Source organism: Blautia sp. RTP21359st1_E11_RTP21359_211015, assembly GCF_040910705.1.
GTDB lineage: Bacteria > Bacillota > Clostridia > Lachnospirales > Lachnospiraceae > Blautia_A > Blautia_A fusiformis.
This window is the reverse complement of sequence record NZ_JBDGAB010000009.1, coordinates 34,924-52,972: the sequence shown is the minus strand read 5'-3', so window position 1 is coordinate 52,972 and position 18,049 is coordinate 34,924. Positions and strand designations below refer to the sequence as shown.

The following is an 18,049-nucleotide window of genomic DNA, read 5'->3' as shown; positions in this document are numbered from 1 at the left end:
AGATTTCAGGAAAAAGGATTTTTTTATGGAACAGGAGCCTATCGCACGTACTGCTCTGGATGAAATGGTGGAAAGTGACCAGGATCAGATGCTGAAAGCCATGATCCCGTACCTTCCTTCTTCCGGGCAGCGGTTTTTATCTGTGTATACGAAAGTCCGGGAACTTCGGAATACCATGTCGCTTTTTCAAAGCAACCGTAGAACAGCCGATCTGCAGGCTACCGGTTTTTCCGGCACCGATCCTCTGGAAATGCTGCAGGATATCCGTAAGTGCTGTGGCGGAGAAAATCGCCGTCAGATCGATCATATCACCAGTCTTATGGCTACGATCCAGATGCTTCAGATCATGAATGAAGATTCGTCAGGAGGTGAGAATCCATGAGTGATGACTGGAAAAATAATCCCCGGCTTTCTGGAATGGACCCTCAGAAGCTTTCCATGCTTCAGGGACTGGCAGATCAGGGATTAGGGAAAAATCCGTCCGAACTTCTGCCTTTTATCATGGGCGCAGCTTCTAAAGGAAAAAATGCGGGCTTAAATTTCAGCTCTGATGAGATCTCCACTATCATAGAAGTTCTGAAAATGGGGAAAAGTCCGGCAGAGGCAGCTAAGCTTGACAGAATTGTGAATCTGATGAAAATGATACGTCATTAACAGCTTTGTGATCCCGGAACAGCGGTTTTCTGTTCCGGGATTTTCTACTTTGTAATTCTTTTTATATTTGTCGGAATATAATCTGCAAAAATCTGACATATCCATAGATTCTATCGCATAATTCATAGAACATATTCCCTATTTTTGTGATATTTTTTTATCATTTTCCCTTTCTTCTTATATCAGTATATGGTATACTTGTCCGTGAAATGAATGATATGCAAAATAGGATTTTATGCGTTAAGTGTTTGGCGAATGGGGAGTTGTCGCCAGAACGAAAAGTACGTCTTACGGTATGAAATCCGCACCCGTTGCAGCAATATAAGAGAATATCTCATATTGTGTAGGGCTTTTTCGACATACGTTCTATTACAATTGGAGATATCTTTTTTTATGCGCAAAAATAAAAGAGACAGTCTCCGAAAAACGTGATTTTTTTAACAAATGGAGGTTGTTATTTATGGTAGACAAAGCAAAAGTTGAAGAGGCGATCAAGCTTCTTCTCGAGGGAATCGGCGAGGATGTAAACAGAGAGGGACTGCAGGGAACTCCGGAACGTATCGCCCGCATGTGCGAGGAAATTTATGGCGGACTTGATAATGAAGCGGATGAACATCTTCAGAAACAGTTTCATGTAGAGAACAATGAAATGGTTCTGGAAAAGGATATTACCTTTTATTCCATGTGCGAACATCATCTTATGCCTTTTTACGGTAAAGCTCATATCGCATATATCCCAAATGGCAAGGTTACCGGCTTAAGCAAGCTGGCCCGTACCGTTGATGTGTATGCAAGAAGACCGCAGATCCAGGAACGTCTGACTGTGCAGATCGCAGATGCGCTGGAACGTGTTCTCGCTCCAAAGGGAATCATGGTTATGCTGGAAGCGGAGCATACCTGCATGACCATGCGTGGGATCAAAAAGCCGGGAAGCAAAACGGTTACGACTGTTACCAGAGGTGAATTTAAAGAAAATATGGAGCTTCAGAAACAGTTCCTTGCTATGGTCAAGGACTGATGGACAGAGTGAATCAGATCTGGAATCATCCGCTCTATCAAAATGAGCTTAATAAGCTTCAGCTTCTGGAGACTGACCGTGAATTCTGCAGACATACACCGGAGCATTTTTTGGATGTGGCACGCCTTGCCTATATCCGGGCACTTGAGGAAAATGCTCCTGTTTCAAAGGAACTGATCTACTGTACTGCCCTTCTTCACGATATCGGACGGGCCAGACAGTATGAAGATGGCACTCCTCATGATGAGGCCGGTGCTGCTATCGCAGGACAGATCTTAAACGAGCTTGGATTTTCTATGGAAGAAATGGAAGCGATCATTGCGGCAATACGTGGTCACAGAGCTCAGACGGATCCGACAGTTCTTGGAAAACTGCTCTATACTGCGGACAAAAGCTCCAGAAACTGTTTTTCCTGTAAAGCAGAGCCGGAATGTTACTGGTCTCCTGCCAAAAAAAATATGACGATCCAATATTAGGAGGTTTTTCCATGAAAATCGGAAATCGTGAGTTTGATGTAAAAAACAAAACATATATTATGGGTATCCTAAATGTCACACCGGATTCTTTCTCAGATGGCGGAAAATGGAACGATATGGATCATGCCCTGAAACATACAGAAGCTATGATCGCCGAAGGTGCTGATATTCTTGATATCGGTGGGGAATCCACACGTCCGGGACATACACCGGTTGGCGCACAGGAGGAGATCGAGCGTATTCTTCCTGTTATCGAAGCAGTAAAAGGGCGTTTTGATATCCCCATCTCTGTAGATACCTATAAGGGATGTGTTGCGGAAGAAGCCCTGAAACACGGAGCAGATCTTATCAATGACATCTGGGGACTGAAATATGATCCTGAAATGGCTCCTGTCATTGCCAGATATCAGGCTCCCTGCTGTCTGATGCATAACAAAGATAATACTGAATACAATAATTTTATTGTGGATATGCTGGCAGAAACCCAGGAATGTGTCAATATTGCCAAACGTGCCGGTATTGCCGATGATAAGATCATCCTTGATCCTGGTGTCGGATTTGGTAAAACCTATGAGATGAACCTGATGACCATGGATAATCTGGAGCTTTTCCGGAAGCTGGGATATCCGGTGCTTCTTGGTACCTCCAGAAAATCCATGATCGGACTTGCCCTTGATCTTCCTGTAGATCAGCGTGTAGAGGGAACTCTTGCCACATCGGTGATCGGTGTTATGAAGGGTTGTGCATTTGTCCGTGTTCATGACATCAAAGAAAATAAACGCGTCATCCAGATGACAGAAGCTATTCTGGGACGTTAGGAGGAACTGATGGATAAAATCGAAATCAGAGATCTTGAGATTTTTGCAAACCATGGTGTGTTTCCGGAAGAAACAGCTCTCGGACAGAAATTTGTTGTTTCTGCTGTTATGTATACAGAAACACGTCCGGCAGGGCTGACAGATGATCTTTCTGCTTCCATCAATTATGGAGAAGTCAGTCATATGATCACCGATTTTCTTCAGAAAAATACTTATAAACTTCTGGAGGCTGCTGTGGAGAATCTGGCAGAGACGCTGCTGCTTTCTCTCCCTCTTCTTAAAAAGATCACCCTCCGTATTGAAAAACCCTGGGCTCCGGTAGGCCTTCCGCTGAAAACCGTTGCTGTGGAAATTACCCGAGGCTGGCATACGGCTTATATTGCTTTTGGTTCCAATATGGGGGATAAGAAGAAATACCTGGACAATGCGATCCAGGGTCTTCGGGATATGAAAGAGATTGTTGTTGAAAAGGTTTCCGAGTATCTTGTAACGGAGCCTTACGGGGATGTGGAGCAGGATGAGTTTCTCAACGGAGCCTTAAGAGTCCGGACACTGCTTTCTCCGGAGGAGCTTCTTGACAGGTTGCATGTGCTGGAACAGGCTGCGGACCGGAAAAGGATCATTCACTGGGGACCAAGGACACTGGATCTGGATATTCTGTTTTACGATAATGAGATCATTGATACAGTGGAACTACATGTGCCTCATATTGATATGGAAAACAGGGATTTTGTTTTGAAGCCTATGGTGGAAATCGCACCGTATCTTCGGCATCCGGTATTAAATTTAACAATGGAGCAGTTGTTAAAAAAGCTTGAGGGAAAAACTTTGGCGGTGTGACTTTATTTATTAAATAATAAAAAGATAACAAGCCCGATACAGATATCTTTACTACAATCTGTATCGGGCTTGTTTTGTATCAGTGTGAATTATTGACTATTATCTAAAAAATATTTTATTTCTGGTTTACCAGGTCGAATTCGTCGGTGATCTCTTTGGATGGTGCCTTGGTAATGAGGCTGACGATGATGTTTGCTGCAATAGCCACCAGGAATGCGGGAAGAAGTTCATAGATTCCCCAGGCGCCGCCGAGCGTGCTGATTCCGTATTTCCAGATAAATACCATGGAACCGCCGCAGATCATTCCTGCCAGAGCTCCCTGCCAGTTGGAACGTCTCCAGAATAATGCCAGAAGTACCACCGGGCCGAATACGGCTCCGAAGCCTGCCCAGGCAAAGGATACGATAGTAAACACAGAACTGTTCGGGTCGCGGGCAATAAACATAGCTACTACTGCGATGAGAAGAAGCGTGATCTTATCGGCTACCATGCTTTCTTTTTTTGTTTCTTTATCCTTCAGGATACTTCCGAGAAGGTCGGAAGAAACTGCTGAGGATGCTGCCAGGAGCTGAGAATCTGCAGTTGACATGGTGGATGCCAGGATTCCTGCAAGGATGAGTCCTGCAAGGATTGCTGCAATTACACCATGTTTACTGAGAAGATCTGCGATCTGAACGATAATTGTCTCAGATGCGGAGCCTTCCAGAAGGTCAAACTCTCCTGCTGCTGTCATTCCAAGTCCTACTACACCGATCAGTACTGCCACTGCCAGTGAGATCACTACCCATGTAGTTGCTACTCTTCTGGAAAGTGTAAGCTTCTCTTCGTCTTCGATCGCCATGAAACGAAGAAGAATATGCGGCATTCCGAAATATCCAAGTCCCCATGCAAGCATGGAAATGATATTAAGCAGCGGATATGCCTGTTCTGTTCCGGTTGTTGGATCATATGTAGTAAACATAGTCAGATATCCGGGCAGTGATCTTGCATGGTCTGCAACTGCTTCAATACCACCTGCGGTGCTGATCCCGAATACAAATACGATCACAAGAGCGATGGACATGATGATACTCTGGATAAAGTCCGTGGTAGATGCTGCCAGGAATCCTCCCAGTGTGGTGTATCCAACGATGACCAGTGCACTGATGATCATAGCTGGCAGATATTTTACACCGAAGAGACTTGCAAAAAGTTTACCACAGGCTGCAAATCCGGAAGCTGTATACGGAATAAAAAAGATCACGATAAAAATCGCTCCGATAGACTGCAGGATCTTTTTCTCATCTCTGTAACGATTACTGAAAAAGGATGGCAATGTAATGGAATTTCCTGCCACATGTGTGTAGCGGCGGATTCTTTTTGCCACGATCCTCCAGTTTACGTAAGTTCCGATCGCAAGGCCAATGGCTGTCCAGCCTGCATCTGCAATACCGGTAAGATAAGCAAGTCCCGGCAGGCCCATCAGAAGCCAGCTGCTCATGTCAGAAGCCTCTGCACTCATAGCTGTGACAAGTGGACCAAGCTTTCGTCCTCCAAGATAGAAATCAGAACTGTCATTATTGTTCTTGGAGCATAGATAACCTACAAAGATCATTGCACCCAGATAGACGATAATGGCTGCCATTATACAAATATGTGCTGTTGTCATTGTTTCTCTCCCTTCCATGTTTCTGCTTTAAAATCACAAAACATGAGGGATTTTGCTTATGCATCCCCATGCTTTCTGTTTTTAAACCAGTTTTACACATATTTATAGATTTTATTATATTAACTTTAGAAAGTAAAGAGGATTTTTCGTTTTTTTACATAAAAAAGTATTTTATATGAAGAAAAAGGGCTGAACCATATAAGGCGGCCCAGCTCTTTTTCAAAATCTCTGTTTATTTTTCTTCCATACGCTTCTGCACATCTTCCACTGTATATGCAAGCTTCTCAACATCCTCGGAATAAGTCAGCCCCTCCTTCTCAGCCAGAGCTTTCAGAACACCGATCGTTTTCTGAAGATGCATGTAGTTTCCTGCGGAGGAACCACCTGTCAGCGCGATTATTCTCTGTAATAGTTCATGAACATGTTCATTTCCGGGCTGTCCTGATTATATACTACAACACCTATTGTATATTGGATATCTCCGTCTTCGACAGCAGCAGAAACTTTTTTTCCGCCAACTGTAAAAACGGCAAGCAGCAACAACAGAATGACCAGTACTTTAAAGTTTTTAAAAATCATACTGTTTTGTGCATTTCTTTATTTTTCCGTTACATAATGGCAGGCTACTTCATGTCCGGACTCTACTTCTGTGAGCACAGGACGGATCGTCCTGCATTTCTCCATGCAGTGTTCGCAACGATTCTGGAATGGACAGCCATGAGGAACATCCAGAGGGCTGGGGGCCTCACTTTCGATGCTCTCGATCTTTTTGTTCTGATCCATATGAATGGAAAACTGTGCCCCCAGAAGAGCCTGTGTATATGGATGAAGAGACTTTTCCGTAACATCCTCTCCCGGAATTACCTCCACGATATTCCCGAGGTACATGACAGCAATCTGATGAGCAAAGGAACGGATCAGAGCCAGGTCATGGCAGATAAAAAGCATGCTGATGTTTTTCTCCTTCTGGAGACGTACCAGAAGCCGGATCACGGACTCCTGTACGGAAACGTCGAGTGCAGAGGTAGCCTCGTCACATACCAGGATCTCTGGCTCCAGGGAAAGTGCCCGGGCAATACTGATACGCTGACGCTGACCACCACTCATGTTATGGGGATAGCGGTCTGTAAAATCTTCAGGAAGCTCTACCATTTTCAGGAGTTCTCTGGCCTTGGATTCCTTTTCGCTTCTTTTCAGCTTTCCGTAATTGATCAGGGGTTCTGTGAGAATATCCACGATCTTCATTTTCGGGTCAAAGGACGCCAGCGGATCCTGGAAGACCATCTGCATGTTCTGACGGTTCAGCCAGGTTTCTTTTTTGGAAAGATCAGAGAGGTTTTTTCCATGGTAAAGGATCTCTCCGCTGGTCGGTTTGTCAAGAGAAATGACCATGCGGACAAAGGTTGATTTACCGCAGCCACTCTCTCCTACGATTCCCAGAGTTTTTCCTTTATAAACATTTAAGTTTACGTCATTGCAGGCTGTTAATGTTCTGCCGCCGGAAGCCGGGAACTGTTTTACGATATGTTTTGCACTGAGTACGATATCGGATTCCTTAAACATAACGCTGTCCCTCCATTTCCGGCACTGCAGCCAGCAGTTTCTTTGTATAGTCACTGGTCGGATGCTCCATGACCTCATCTCGTGTTCCCTGATCCACAACTTTTCCGTTTTGCATAACAACAAGCTGATCTGCCATATAGGCTGCTACGCCAATGTTATGAGTAACAATGATGATACCGGTTCCGAAATCATCACGGAGCTCCATCATCTGGCGTACGATCTGTGCCTGTGTAGTAACGTCCAGCGCACTGGTCGGCTCATCTGCAAGAAGCAGCTCCGGGTTAAAAGTCATGGCCATGGCAATACCAACTCGCTGGCGCATGCCACCGGAAAGCTGGTGTGGATAACTTTTCATGATATTTTCCGCGTCCGGAAGACGCATTTTCTGAAGCATGGAGCATCCCTTCTTCCATGCTTCTGCTTTGGATACATCTGTATGTGTACAGATATATTCTACATACTGACTTCCGATCTTACGGATAGGGTTCAGGGTTCCGCCGCAGTCCTGGAAGATCATGGAAATGCGGGTACCCCTTAAATTTCTCCATTCATTCTTTGTATTGGAAAGCAGAGAATGTCCGTGAAACTGAATATCTCCGGTGCTGACCCGGCCACCTCCGCCAAGTGCGCCGAGGACAGCACGGATCACGGTTGTTTTTCCACTTCCACTCTCGCCTACCACACTGATGATCTCCCCCTTCTTCATGGAAAGGTTGAAATGTTCAATGGTAGGTGCCTGTTTTCCGTACCGAACGGAAAGATCCTTGATCTCAAGCATAAATAAGCGCTCCTTTACTCGGCAAGAGTGATATCCTTTGTCAGCCAGTAATAATCCATTGGATACATCTTAACACCTGTTACCTTTTTGTTGGAGAAGAGGTAGGTTGTCTCATAACCAAAGAATACAGTTGCAGCATCATCCATGATATCCTGCTGAATATCGATGATGAGATCTTTTCTCTTGTCCTCATCAAATGTCTGCGCAAGCTCGTCAAGAAGCTTGTCAACCTCCGGGTTATTGTATCCTGCAGTATTGTTTGCAGAGGAGCTGTACCAGTTCTCTCTTAAGTAGTTCTCAGGGTCTCCAGTGTTTGCTACCAACACGTTCCAGATCAGAAGGTCATACTGACCGGAATCTCTCATGTCAAGAAGTGTCTCATAACTTACTGTATTCAGGTTTACGTTGATACCGATCTCCTTCAGACTGGCCTGTGCTGCCTGTGCGTATACACCAAGCTCGGCACGGCTTGTGTAGATAACAAAATCAAGAACAAGAGGATCTCCGTCAGGAGTTTCTACAAATCCGTCACCGTCAACATCTTTGTATCCGGCCTCATCAAGGATCTTCTTTGCGCTGTCCGGATCATAGGAATTCTCATCCTTCAGATCATCGAATCCAAAGTCAAGTGTTGGAGGAACCGGTGCTTTACCAGCTGTTGCACCACCCTCAAGAAGAGTGTTGCAGTATGTTTCCTTGTCAAGACCACGAAGAAGTGCCTGGCGAAGAGCCTTATCGCTGAGTGCATGATCCTCGTTCTGGTTCATGAATGCATAGGTGGAACGAAGAGACTGAAGCTCCTGGATGTCGTAATTGTCATTTCCCTCAAACTCAACCAGGTTCTCTGTTTTCAGGTTGTAAGCGATATCGATCTCACCTGTCTGAAGAGCCATGGAACGTGTTGTCTGGTCATCCACACATTTCAGTGTAACTTTATCAAGGGGAACTTCTCCATCCCAGTAGTTCTCATTTTTTACTACGATACAGGAATCCGTCGGGCTGAAGGACTCTACTGCGTAAGGTCCTGTACAGATCGGTCCTTCCATGGCAAATGTAGAATCATCTACATTTGTATCTACGATCAGAAACAGCGGGTCTGCAAGGCATCCGGCCATGTTTGCATTTGCTCTGTTCAGATGGAAGATCAGGTTCTGTCCGTCAACTTCGAGGCTGTCGAGATCAAAGAATTCCGGAACACGGTCACTCTTTTCAGCGGTACGTTCGATGGAGGCTTTTACCATCTCCGGTGTCATATCGTCACCGTTGGAGAATTTTACGCCCTCACGGATCTTGAAGGTCCATGTTTTTCCATCGTCACTGTTTTCCCACTCTTCCGCAAGACATGGAACGATCTCACCGTTCTCATCGAATTTTGTGAGGCACTCGCCGATCGCATAACGGGATACAACCCAGCTGAAATACTGCTCTGTCGGCTCCAGTGTATCTGCAAAGCTTGTTACTCCGATGGTGATCTCCTTATCACTTTTTTTGTCACCTTTTGCCTGAGCCACTGTTGTCATGGAAAAAGTCATCATACATGCAAGTGTAGCAGCCAGCACTTTTTTAATTACGTTATTTCTCATTTCATCCTCCTAAAGATAATATACTGATCATATGGTGTTGGTTTGTTACAGAGTTGTTTTATTGATCCTGGCGCGGATCCAGTACATCACGGATGCTGTCTCCAAGCATGTTGAAAACAACAACACAGATCACGATAGCGATACCAGGGTAGATCATAAGCCATGGCGCCTTTGCCATGTAGGTTCTTCCTTCATTCAGCATCAGTCCCCACTCCGGTGTCGGCGCAGTTGCACCAAATCCCAGGAATGAAAGGGAAGCCAGCTCCAGCATCATAGTTCCGATATCTGCTGCCGCAGTTACCACCATCTGGGTTACCATGTTGGGAAGAATGTGTACAAGAAGAATTTTCCAGGTCTTTGTTCCGTTTACTATAGCTGCCTCTATGTAAAGACTCTTCTTGACTTTCAAGACCATACTTCGTGCAAGACGGGCATATTTTGTCCAGCTTACAGCCGCAATGGAGATAACGGCATTGACCAGGTTTGGTCCAAGCATACCGGCAATGGCAATGGCCAGTACAAGCCCAGGGAAGGAGATCATCATATCTGCAATACGCATGATCACTGCATCCACAACGCCGCCGAAATATCCGGCAATAACTCCTAAAAATGTACCGATGACAAAGATCACCGCAACCAGACATAAGGTCATGATCAGAGAGGTTCTTGTTCCGAAGATAACACGGGAAAGAAGATCTCGTCCAAGCTTATCCGTTCCGAACGGATGAGCGGAACTTGGCTCCTGCAGTGATTCGGTCATAACTGCATCCAGTGGATCATATGGTGAGAGCTGTGGCGCAAAGATCGCAATTCCGATCACCACGAGACCCAGAATGAAGAAAAGAGTGAACTGTTTATTTTCTTTGAATGTTCGTAATACCTTTTTCAATTATCTATCCTCCTTAAGTCTTGGATCGAGATAAGTATAGGACAGATCCACAAGCAGGTTGATGCACATGTACAGGATTGCGATCCAGAGTACATAGCCCTGTACAAGAGGATAGTCACGACAGGAAATTGCTTTTACTGCCATATTTCCCATTCCAGGCCAGTTGTAAATGATCTCTACAACTGCAGTACCTCCCAGAAGACTTCCAAGGGAAAGCCCCAGCAGCGTTACCAGCGGAAGCATAACATTAGGAAGAACGTGTTTCCAGAGAATGACGCTTTCCTTGATTCCACGCATTCTTGCACCTGTGACATAATCCTGATGAAGTTCCTCCAGCACTGCACTTCTTACCTGTCTGGTATATTTTGCAGACATGGCAAGTGCAAGAGTCAGCGCCGGGAGGATCATAGATTTAAAATCCGTACTGCCCCCGGCAACATTGATCCAGCGAAGCTGAACACCAAAGATGCTGAGAAGGATCAGGCCCAGCCAGAAGCTTGGAACAGATACTCCCACAAAGGTAATCCCTCTCACAAAATAATCTGGGAATTTGTTCTGATATACAGCGGCCAGGATTCCAAGCGGTATGGAAATAATGACCATCATCAGAAGTGCCAGCAACGACATCCTCAGCGTCGGCCAGAAACAGGATACCAGTTTATCTGTTACCGGCATTTTGAAAGAATAGGACTGTCCCATATCTCCTGTAACAACACCCTTCAGCCAGGAACCATACTGCACGAGAAAGGGCTGATCAAGGCCAAGCTCATGTCTTGTCTGTTCCAGAAGCTCTGGTGTAGGAAGATTACCACACTCTGTCAGCATGATCTCCGCAGGATCACCAGGTGACAGGTAGGTCAGTCCAAATGTGAAAAAGCTGATTCCAAATAATACAATGATGATCTGGAGAAATCTTTTTCCTACTTGTTTCTTTGTCACGTTTTACTCCTTTCCTCATTTGATGCGATTTTAACATTGCCGTTTTAATTTAGTTAGATAAAAGAAACTATTGGATTCTTAATATGCAGAATATGCATGGAATTTTAGAAAATTTGCACGAAAAAAGCCCGTGACGAAATACGGGCACACAAAATAAATATGCTTCCTATCTTCCGTAAGAATCATTTTAAAACAATTGCAAGCAGGTCTCCTGACTTAGGATCCTTACCCTCAGACACCTTCCCGGTCTATTTCTCACGCACTCGACCAGTGGTACTTTGTCTGAGGATTTCCCCTTACAGTGACGGGATCGTACCGGATTTACACCGGTTTCCCTATTAATCCTCTCAGAACTTACAACGGCTGATGTGAAAATCAGCAAATGCTGTCAAATTACTGAAACATTATATGATAAAACTATAGTTTATGTCTATGGAAAAATGTTATATTTTTAGAAAACTCATAAATTTTGTTAAAGATGCTTGAATTGTATATATCCCCCATGGGGGATTTGACAATTGGATTTATCTGATCTGCTAAAAAAACACGGATTTTACCTCGCTATTTTTACAAATAGAATAGCAAATGGTAAAACCCGGTTTTCTTACTGTTTCAATATGATTTCAGACAGAAGCGTTCTGAAAAGGTTGTTTACTATCAGGTCAGAGTCTCCGTGATCGCTGCATATGCGATCATTGGTCCGTCTTCAATAATGTTCAGACTGGCTGTCTGATAAAGTACGACTCCGTTTTCAGTTGCAATAGATGTGTAAAGTAAATTTCCATAGTAATCTCTCAGTTCACCCAATTCTTCTCCCTTAAAGAAGTACTCTCCAGGCTTCTTGGATGGATACCAGCATCCGGTATACGGCGCATATTCATAGACTACATTTTCAAGAAGCATCTGACGGTAATGCTTCAGACCATGACATTTCTTTCCCTGGAGATGAAAAACAAGGTGACGGACGTCTCTTTTATCCTGTTCTACTTCCTCCCAGGTCCAGTAGCTGTGTCCGCCTCTTTCGATGAGAATACTTGGAATTCCAAGAGAAGAAGCATAATTGTAGGCGCCACCTGTGGCGGTTGTGGAACGGACCACATATTTTACGCCGATATGCCGTGCCATATGTAATGATTTCTCTGCTGTCTTTTCATCTACAACCCCTACATAATAAACATAGGGATGAAGCTGTTCGAACCCATCTCCGCTATGCAGGTCGATATAATAATCTGCTATGGAAAAAAGCTTTGTTACTATAGCATAGGCAATACGATCTGCAGCTGTTCCCTCAGGATCTCCGGGGAAAACGCGGTTCAGGTTCTTGCCATCCTCATAGACCAAACTCATGGTGCGATGCTCAAAGCCACTGACATTGACCAGTGGAACGATGATCACATTTCCCTTCAGTTCTTCCGGTTGAAATTCTTTTGCAAGTTCCATTGCCGCCTGGATTCCCACATACTCCGCACTGTGTATTCCTGCTGTGATCAGTATCGTCGGTCCGTCTTTCACTCCGCATATCACAGTTGCCGGCATTGCTATGCCGTATCCTGTGATCTTAATTTTCCCCTGTGCCTTCTCTCCTTTTTCAATCACCCAGTCATCAATTTTGATCATTGGTTGTTTCCCTTTTCCTTTTTTATATTTCCGCACTTTTGACGATAAGTATATCATGCCTAACCGAAATTGTACATATTCTTTTAAGATTCCGGGAAAACAGAAAAAAGCTTTCGTAACCGTTCATTCTGATCCGACGTACAAAAGCTTTTTTCCTGAATGATATATAATTTATCTTTTTACCAATTCTTTGGTGATTTCTTCCCAGCTGACTCCTTTTTCCACCATGAGTACCATCATATGATAAAGAAAATCTGAAATTTCGTATTTAATCTCTTCTTTATCCGGATTTTTGGCTGCAATGACGATCTCTGTGCATTCTTCACCGACTTTTTTCAAAATCTTGTCGATTCCTTTATCAAAAAGATAATTGGTATAGGAACCTTCCTTTGGATGTTCTTTTCGGTCAGTGATCACATCATACACATTCTGGAACACGTGAAGAGGATTGGTATCATCGTACTCCTTTTTCATCAGCGGTTTGAAGAAACAAGTACGGTTTCCTGTATGGCAGGCTGCGCCCACCTGCTCCACTTTGGCAAGGATCGTATCATTATCACAGTCAATGGTAAGAGACTTTACATACTGTACGTGGCCGGATGTCAGACCTTTGGTCCAGAGCTCATTCCGGCTGCGACTCCAGTATGTCATTTTTCCAAGCTTCAATGTTGTGTTAAAAGCAAGCTCATTCATATAGGCCAGCATCAGTACTTCATCCGTCCGGTAATCCTGGACAATAACCGGAACCATTCCGTCACTGTTTAATTTAAAGTCCGACCATGCAATATTACTTTTATATGTGTTTACCGGAATTCCGGCTTCTTCGCAGGTTTCCTTAAATGTATGCAGATCATTTTCAAGACTGCTTACATAAGCACCGCAAAGTCCGGACACAGCTGGTTCTCCTAAAAGCTCCAGAACGTTCTCAGATCTGTTTTCATCGGTATGAAGAACAATGGAAATCTGAGAAATCTCTGCAATTTCATTTTCGACAGTGTCCAAAGCCAGAACAGTGTCTGCATATGTTTCGATCAGATCCTGATTTTCTGTGAATTCTCTCAGATCAGAGATGCTGATCATCATACGCTCTTTTCCAAAGCGCCGGGATACTTCTTCCAGAAGCTTGATATTATTCTCTTTCGAAAAATTCAGTACAACTTTGGCACATCCCGCATAGATCAGCTTTTTTACATCTTCCATACGTTTGATATTTCCCGCTGCGATCACCGGGATCTCAGATACCTGACAGATATCACGGATTTTTCCGATCGCACGGTCATGCTCTGCATCTGCGGAAGAAAAGTCAAATACCAGAAGCTCATCTGCCCCATTGTCACCGTAAAATTTTGCAAGTGTTTCTACATTTCCGTCTCCGAAAAGATTTCTCTGTCCAAATCCGGTTACCGCCTTTTCTGAATGAAGATAAAGGCATGGGATCAACTGTTTGTTCATAAGTGGTCTCCTTCTGTATCAGAGGCTTCCCTTGGTAGAAAGCACGTCTGTGATCCGGGAATCGTACTGTGTTGCTGCATCAAGGGCTTTCGCAAAGCTTTTAAACATGGCCTCTGCCACATGATGGCTGTTTCCTCCGGAAAGAACCTTGATGTGAAGATTCATTGCTGCGGAATAGGATACTGCATAAAAGAATTCCTTTACCATCTCTGTAGCCATATCTCCTATTTTTTCCGTAGAAAACGCTGCATCCCATCCAAGATAAGGTCTTCCGGAAAGATCTACTGCGCAGAGCACAAGCACTTCATCCATAGGAAGGATACAGCTGCCGTAACGTTTGATTCCTTTTTTGTCGCCAACTGCCTCACGGATAGCGTTTCCAAGGACGATCCCTGTATCTTCAATGGTGTGATGATCATCTACATTCAGATCACCGTGGACTCTCAGCGTAAGATCATACAGTCCATGGCGCGTAAAACCGTCCAGCATATGGTCAAAAAAGCCAATGCCTGTATCAATATCGGAACTTCCTGTTCCATCAATATTCAGTTGCAGACGTATCTGCGTTTCTTTTGTGTTTCTTTCGATCAGTGCTTCTCTTGCCATTATTCGTTCTCCTTGTCCTCTTCCTCAAAACGGACTGCAATGGAATTTGCGTGTGCAGTCAGCTGTTCCGATGTGGCAAACTGGATAATGTCCTTGTGGATCTTTCGGAGTGCTTCCCTAGAATAATATACAATACTGGATTTTTTGATAAAATCATCTACAGAAAGTGCGGAGAAAAATTTGGCAGTTCCATTGGTAGGAAGTACATGGTTTGGTCCTGCAAAATAATCTCCAAGGGGTTCAGAGCTGTGCTCTCCGATAAAGATCGCACCTGCATTTCGTACCTTCATCATATCTTCAAAAGGATTCTTTGTGACGATCTCCATATGTTCAGAAGCAATTTCATTGGCAGCCTCAATGGCCTCGTCCATATCTTCTGCGATCAGGATATAACCAAAGTTCTCCAGGGATTTCTCAATAATGGCTTTTCTGGAAAGTACCTCAACAAAACCTCTGACTTCTTTATCTACCTGATCTGCAAATTCCTCATTTGTTGTGATCAGGATCGCAGATGCCATCTCATCATGTTCTGCCTGAGAAAGAAGATCTGCTGCAATATAACGAGGATTTGCAGTCTCATCTGCAAGAACGAGGATCTCGCTTGGACCGGCAATAGAATCAATGCTTACGTATCCATAAACTGCCTTTTTTGCAAGCGCAACAAAAATATTTCCGGGTCCTACGATCTTGTCAACCTTTGGAATACTCTCGGTTCCATATGCAAGTGCTCCGATGGCCTGTGCACCACCCACTTTATAGATTTCATCTGCTCCGGCTTCGTTGGCAGCAACAAGTGTGCTTGGATTTACTTTTCCGTCTTTTCCAGGAGGTGTTGTCATTACAATACGGTCAACACCGGCAACTTTTGCAGGAACGATATTCATCAGCACGGAAGACGGATATACAGCCTTTCCACCGGGAACGTAAACACCTACACAGTTCAGAGCGGTTACCTTCTGACCAAGCATGGTTCCATCTGTTGTGCTTGTGAACCAGCTGTTCTGAAGCTGCTTTTCGTGATAGCTGCGGATATTCACCAATGCTTTTTTGATCACATCGATCAGGGAAGGATCTACCAGCTTGTATGCTTCCTCGATCTCCTCAGGGGTTACACGGATCGTATCCTTTGTAACTTCGACTTTATCAAATTCTCTGGTAAATGCAAATAACGCGGTATCTCCCTCTGCTTTTACTTTGGCAAGGATATTTGCTACTGCATCCTCGTATTTTCCGTAATTATTAGGGCTTCTTTTTAAGAGAGTTTCCAGAATATCTTTTGTAGATTCTTTGGTGAGTTTTACCTTACGCATAATAAATTCTGCCTTCTTTCTGTATTTTGGAGGTTCATCTGTTGTTCAGTTTATTTGATCACACTTCGAAGTTCCGTGATCAGTTTGCGGATCCGTTCATCTTCCATTTTCATGCTGACCTGATTGACTACCATACGTGCAGACAGCGGGCAGACTTCTTCCAGCACCTTCAGGCCATTCTCGCGAAGGGTGCTTCCGGTTTCCACGATATCCACGATAACCTCGGAAAGTCCTACGATCGGTGCAAGCTCGATGGAACCGTTCAGCTTAATGATCTCCACAGTCTGATGCTTTTTGTTATAGAAGTAATCCTTTGCAATATTTGGATATTTTGTAGCTACACGGATCAGCTGATTGTTATTCAGGACTTCTCTGGCGCTTTCAGGGCCACATACGCACATGCGGCATGCTCCAAATCCAAGATCCATAACCTCATATAGCTTTCTTCCTTCTTCCAGAATGGTATCCTTACCTACGATACCGATATCTGCTGCACCATACTCTACATAAGTCGGCACATCCGGACCTTTTGCAAGGAAAAACTTCAGCTTCAGTTCCTCATTGGTAAAGATCAGCTTTCGGGAATCTTTGTCACGCATCTCCTCACATGTAATACCGATCTTCTCAAACATATCCAGTGTTTTGTTGGCCAGACGCCCTTTTGTGAGGGCAAATGTAAGATATCTCATCAGTCCTGCTCCTCCTTTGCCGGGCACAATGCCACTTTTTTACCTTCATTTCGAAGCGCCATTGCTTCCTGGATCGCTTTTTTCAGATTTCCCGGATCATAGGTGATCACAATGGTTTTATCGCCAGCCGGAACGGTCAGCTTCTGTCTGGAAAGCGCGAGCATCAGGTTATCAACCACAATGGCAAATCCAATGGAAGAAGCCGGTTTTCCGAAATGCTTCATCAATTCGTTGTAGCGTCCGCCCTTGATCAGGGGTTCACCGGTTCCATATGTATAAGCCTGGAAAATGATCCCTGTATAATAACGGAACTTACTGAGCATTCCAAAATCAAAAGCAATGTATTTCTCACAGCCGTATACTTTCAGAATCTCATAAATTTCTTCCAGTCGTTTTACTGCAGAAAGTGCTTCCGGATTGGAGGTGAGTTTTTTTGCTTTTTCCAGCACTTCTGCTGAACCGAACATCTGAGGCAGTTCAGCAAAAGCCTTGGAAAGGTTATCGCCTAAATTCTGTTCCTTAAGAAGCTCTTCCACACCAAAATAATTCTTCTGAGAAATCAGCTCACGAAGATGCTCTTCTATCTCCGGCTCCAGATCTGCCTCTGCAAGCAGGGATTTATAATAATCTACCTGGCCTACGCTAACCTGGAATTCGGTAAGTCCTGCTGCCTTCAGACACTCCACAGTCATAGCAAGGATCTCAGCATCTGCTGCTGCAGAATCATCTCCCATATGCTCAACACCCATCTGAGTATTTTCCTTCATCTGACCTCTGTAACTGGAATTGTTGATAAATGTATTTCCGGTATAACAAAGTCTTACAGGTCCCTTTTCCGGATCAAAATAAGTTGCACATGCTCTGGAAACAGACGGTGTAAAGTCAGGTCTGAGAACAAGTGTGTTTCCCTCTCTGTCAAAAAATTTATATAAATCCTTGGATGGGATCGTTCCTACTTCATTGCTGAACACTTCAAAATACTCAAATCCCGGTGTTTCTATATCTTCATATCCATATCTTGAAAACACCTGGTGGAGCTCCTTCTGGAGCCGTTTTTTGCGGCTGCATTCCTCTCCATAAATATCCCGCACACCTTCAGGTGTATGAAAAATACGCTGCATGTTCATTTCCTCCGTAACACGTTTTGAGATTTTCTGTGCTTCACTTTA

The 18,049-nt window shown here is 44.2% G+C and carries 20 protein-coding genes and 2 riboswitches; of the genes, 6 read left to right on the top strand and 14 right to left on the bottom strand.

Annotation, left to right across the window (positions count from 1 at the left end; translation table 11 throughout):
• Positions 1-25 precede the first annotated feature (25 nt).
• The 6 genes from AB5026_RS05050 (at position 26) to folK (ending at position 3,806) form a co-directional block, all read left to right on the top strand.
• Complete coding sequence (locus tag AB5026_RS05050) at positions 26-382, top strand: hypothetical protein (RefSeq protein WP_161209500.1); 357 nt, start codon at positions 26-28, stop codon at positions 380-382.
• Positions 379-654, top strand: coding sequence for a hypothetical protein (locus AB5026_RS05045; protein ID WP_015524936.1), 276 nt, complete (start codon positions 379-381; stop codon positions 652-654). Before AB5026_RS05050 ends, AB5026_RS05045 begins: the two co-directional genes overlap by 4 nt.
• Before the next feature lie 219 nt (positions 655-873).
• Positions 874-970, top strand: a riboswitch (THF riboswitch).
• A gap of 144 nt (positions 971-1,114) precedes the next feature.
• Positions 1,115-1,672 carry a GTP cyclohydrolase I FolE gene (gene folE / locus AB5026_RS05040; RefSeq protein ID WP_015524935.1) on the top strand — a complete coding sequence of 186 codons (558 nt, stop codon included), beginning with the start codon at positions 1,115-1,117 and terminating at the stop codon, positions 1,670-1,672.
• Positions 1,672-2,148: an HD domain-containing protein gene (locus AB5026_RS05035; protein ID WP_021651470.1), complete on the top strand. Its 477-nt coding sequence runs from the start codon at positions 1,672-1,674 to the stop codon at positions 2,146-2,148. Before folE ends, AB5026_RS05035 begins: the two co-directional genes overlap by 1 nt.
• An 11-nt stretch (positions 2,149-2,159) precedes the next feature.
• Positions 2,160-2,966, top strand: a complete 807-nt coding sequence (gene folP, locus AB5026_RS05030) for a dihydropteroate synthase (protein ID WP_092070547.1) — start codon at positions 2,160-2,162, stop codon at positions 2,964-2,966.
• Positions 2,967-2,975: 9 nt separating this feature from the next.
• Entirely contained in the window at positions 2,976-3,806 is an 831-nt protein-coding gene (gene folK, locus AB5026_RS05025; protein ID WP_092070551.1) for a 2-amino-4-hydroxy-6-hydroxymethyldihydropteridine diphosphokinase, read from the top strand.
• 115 nt (positions 3,807-3,921) lie between these two features.
• On the opposite strand, the gene putP is transcribed toward folK, so the two are convergent.
• The 14 genes from putP to hisZ form a co-directional block, all read right to left on the bottom strand.
• Positions 3,922-5,454 (bottom strand): sodium/proline symporter PutP, encoded by a 1,533-nt coding sequence (gene putP / locus AB5026_RS05020; RefSeq protein WP_110103526.1) that lies wholly within the window; start codon positions 5,452-5,454, stop codon positions 3,922-3,924.
• A 232-nt stretch (positions 5,455-5,686) separates the two neighbouring features.
• Positions 5,687-5,815, bottom strand: a complete 129-nt coding sequence (locus AB5026_RS05015; protein WP_021651475.1) for a hypothetical protein — start codon at positions 5,813-5,815, stop codon at positions 5,687-5,689.
• Between the two features lie 35 nt (positions 5,816-5,850).
• Positions 5,851-6,033, bottom strand: coding sequence for a hypothetical protein (locus tag AB5026_RS05010; RefSeq protein WP_059085716.1), 183 nt, complete (start codon positions 6,031-6,033; stop codon positions 5,851-5,853).
• Positions 6,034-6,051: 18 nt separating this feature from the next.
• Positions 6,052-7,017 carry an ABC transporter ATP-binding protein gene (locus AB5026_RS05005; RefSeq protein WP_114002515.1) on the bottom strand — a complete coding sequence of 322 codons (966 nt, stop codon included), beginning with the start codon at positions 7,015-7,017 and terminating at the stop codon, positions 6,052-6,054.
• The gene (locus AB5026_RS05000; RefSeq protein WP_021651477.1) at positions 7,010-7,795 is read right to left on the bottom strand and encodes an ABC transporter ATP-binding protein; all 786 of its coding nucleotides are present in this window, start codon (positions 7,793-7,795) and stop codon (positions 7,010-7,012) included. Before AB5026_RS05000 ends, AB5026_RS05005 begins: the two co-directional genes overlap by 8 nt.
• Before the next feature lie 14 nt (positions 7,796-7,809).
• Positions 7,810-9,378, bottom strand: coding sequence for an ABC transporter substrate-binding protein (locus tag AB5026_RS04995; RefSeq protein WP_368212886.1), 1,569 nt, complete (start codon positions 9,376-9,378; stop codon positions 7,810-7,812).
• A 58-nt stretch (positions 9,379-9,436) separates the two neighbouring features.
• Complete coding sequence (gene nikC, locus AB5026_RS04990) at positions 9,437-10,267, bottom strand: nickel transporter permease (protein WP_173722916.1); 831 nt, start codon at positions 10,265-10,267, stop codon at positions 9,437-9,439.
• Positions 10,268-11,206 (bottom strand): nickel ABC transporter permease, encoded by a 939-nt coding sequence (gene nikB / locus AB5026_RS04985; protein WP_021651480.1) that lies wholly within the window; start codon positions 11,204-11,206, stop codon positions 10,268-10,270. It abuts the gene before it with no gap.
• Between the two features lie 183 nt (positions 11,207-11,389).
• Positions 11,390-11,579: riboswitch (cobalamin riboswitch) on the bottom strand.
• A 284-nt stretch (positions 11,580-11,863) separates the two neighbouring features.
• On the bottom strand, positions 11,864-12,823 hold the full coding sequence (locus AB5026_RS04980; protein WP_015524925.1) for a M14 family metallopeptidase: 960 nt from the start codon (positions 12,821-12,823) through the stop codon (positions 11,864-11,866).
• A gap of 171 nt (positions 12,824-12,994) precedes the next feature.
• Complete coding sequence (gene hisIE, locus AB5026_RS04975; RefSeq protein ID WP_015524924.1) at positions 12,995-14,275, bottom strand: bifunctional phosphoribosyl-AMP cyclohydrolase/phosphoribosyl-ATP diphosphatase HisIE; 1,281 nt, start codon at positions 14,273-14,275, stop codon at positions 12,995-12,997.
• A gap of 18 nt (positions 14,276-14,293) precedes the next feature.
• Positions 14,294-14,881: an imidazoleglycerol-phosphate dehydratase HisB gene (gene hisB / locus AB5026_RS04970; protein ID WP_015524923.1), complete on the bottom strand. Its 588-nt coding sequence runs from the start codon at positions 14,879-14,881 to the stop codon at positions 14,294-14,296.
• Positions 14,881-16,191, bottom strand: a complete 1,311-nt coding sequence (gene hisD / locus AB5026_RS04965) for a histidinol dehydrogenase (RefSeq protein ID WP_015524922.1) — start codon at positions 16,189-16,191, stop codon at positions 14,881-14,883. The genes hisB and hisD overlap by 1 nt, the downstream gene beginning before the upstream one ends.
• 50 nt (positions 16,192-16,241) lie before the next feature.
• The gene (gene hisG, locus AB5026_RS04960) at positions 16,242-16,880 is read right to left on the bottom strand and encodes an ATP phosphoribosyltransferase (protein WP_021651484.1); all 639 of its coding nucleotides are present in this window, start codon (positions 16,878-16,880) and stop codon (positions 16,242-16,244) included.
• Positions 16,880-18,001, bottom strand: a complete 1,122-nt coding sequence (gene hisZ / locus AB5026_RS04955; protein WP_368212883.1) for an ATP phosphoribosyltransferase regulatory subunit — start codon at positions 17,999-18,001, stop codon at positions 16,880-16,882. Before hisZ ends, hisG begins: the two co-directional genes overlap by 1 nt.
• Positions 18,002-18,049: the final 48 nt, after the last annotated feature.

What these genes read in the sequence shown, in the direction of transcription:
- AB5026_RS05050 (WP_161209500.1), top strand. Translation starts at nt 26, where the DNA reads ATGGAACAGGAGCCTATCGCACGTACTGCTCTGGATGAAATGGTGGAA.
- AB5026_RS05045 (WP_015524936.1), top strand. Translation starts at nt 379, where the DNA reads ATGAGTGATGACTGGAAAAATAATCCCCGGCTTTCTGGAATGGACCCT.
- folE (WP_015524935.1), top strand. Translation starts at nt 1,115, where the DNA reads ATGGTAGACAAAGCAAAAGTTGAAGAGGCGATCAAGCTTCTTCTCGAG.
- AB5026_RS05035 (WP_021651470.1), top strand. Translation starts at nt 1,672, where the DNA reads ATGGACAGAGTGAATCAGATCTGGAATCATCCGCTCTATCAAAATGAG.
- folP (WP_092070547.1), top strand. Translation starts at nt 2,160, where the DNA reads ATGAAAATCGGAAATCGTGAGTTTGATGTAAAAAACAAAACATATATT.
- folK (WP_092070551.1), top strand. Translation starts at nt 2,976, where the DNA reads ATGGATAAAATCGAAATCAGAGATCTTGAGATTTTTGCAAACCATGGT.
- putP (WP_110103526.1), bottom strand. Translation starts at nt 5,454, where the DNA reads ATGACAACAGCACATATTTGTATAATGGCAGCCATTATCGTCTATCTG.
- AB5026_RS05015 (WP_021651475.1), bottom strand. Translation starts at nt 5,815, where the DNA reads ATGCATCTTCAGAAAACGATCGGTGTTCTGAAAGCTCTGGCTGAGAAG.
- AB5026_RS05010 (WP_059085716.1), bottom strand. Translation starts at nt 6,033, where the DNA reads ATGATTTTTAAAAACTTTAAAGTACTGGTCATTCTGTTGTTGCTGCTT.
- AB5026_RS05005 (WP_114002515.1), bottom strand. Translation starts at nt 7,017, where the DNA reads ATGTTTAAGGAATCCGATATCGTACTCAGTGCAAAACATATCGTAAAA.
- AB5026_RS05000 (WP_021651477.1), bottom strand. Translation starts at nt 7,795, where the DNA reads ATGCTTGAGATCAAGGATCTTTCCGTTCGGTACGGAAAACAGGCACCT.
- AB5026_RS04995 (WP_368212886.1), bottom strand. Translation starts at nt 9,378, where the DNA reads ATGAGAAATAACGTAATTAAAAAAGTGCTGGCTGCTACACTTGCATGT.
- AB5026_RS04980 (WP_015524925.1), bottom strand. Translation starts at nt 12,823, where the DNA reads ATGATCAAAATTGATGACTGGGTGATTGAAAAAGGAGAGAAGGCACAG.
- hisIE (WP_015524924.1), bottom strand. Translation starts at nt 14,275, where the DNA reads ATGAACAAACAGTTGATCCCATGCCTTTATCTTCATTCAGAAAAGGCG.
- hisB (WP_015524923.1), bottom strand. Translation starts at nt 14,881, where the DNA reads ATGGCAAGAGAAGCACTGATCGAAAGAAACACAAAAGAAACGCAGATA.
- hisD (WP_015524922.1), bottom strand. Translation starts at nt 16,191, where the DNA reads ATGCGTAAGGTAAAACTCACCAAAGAATCTACAAAAGATATTCTGGAA.
- hisG (WP_021651484.1), bottom strand. Translation starts at nt 16,880, where the DNA reads ATGAGATATCTTACATTTGCCCTCACAAAAGGGCGTCTGGCCAACAAA.
- hisZ (WP_368212883.1), bottom strand. Translation starts at nt 18,001, where the DNA reads ATGCAGCGTATTTTTCATACACCTGAAGGTGTGCGGGATATTTATGGA.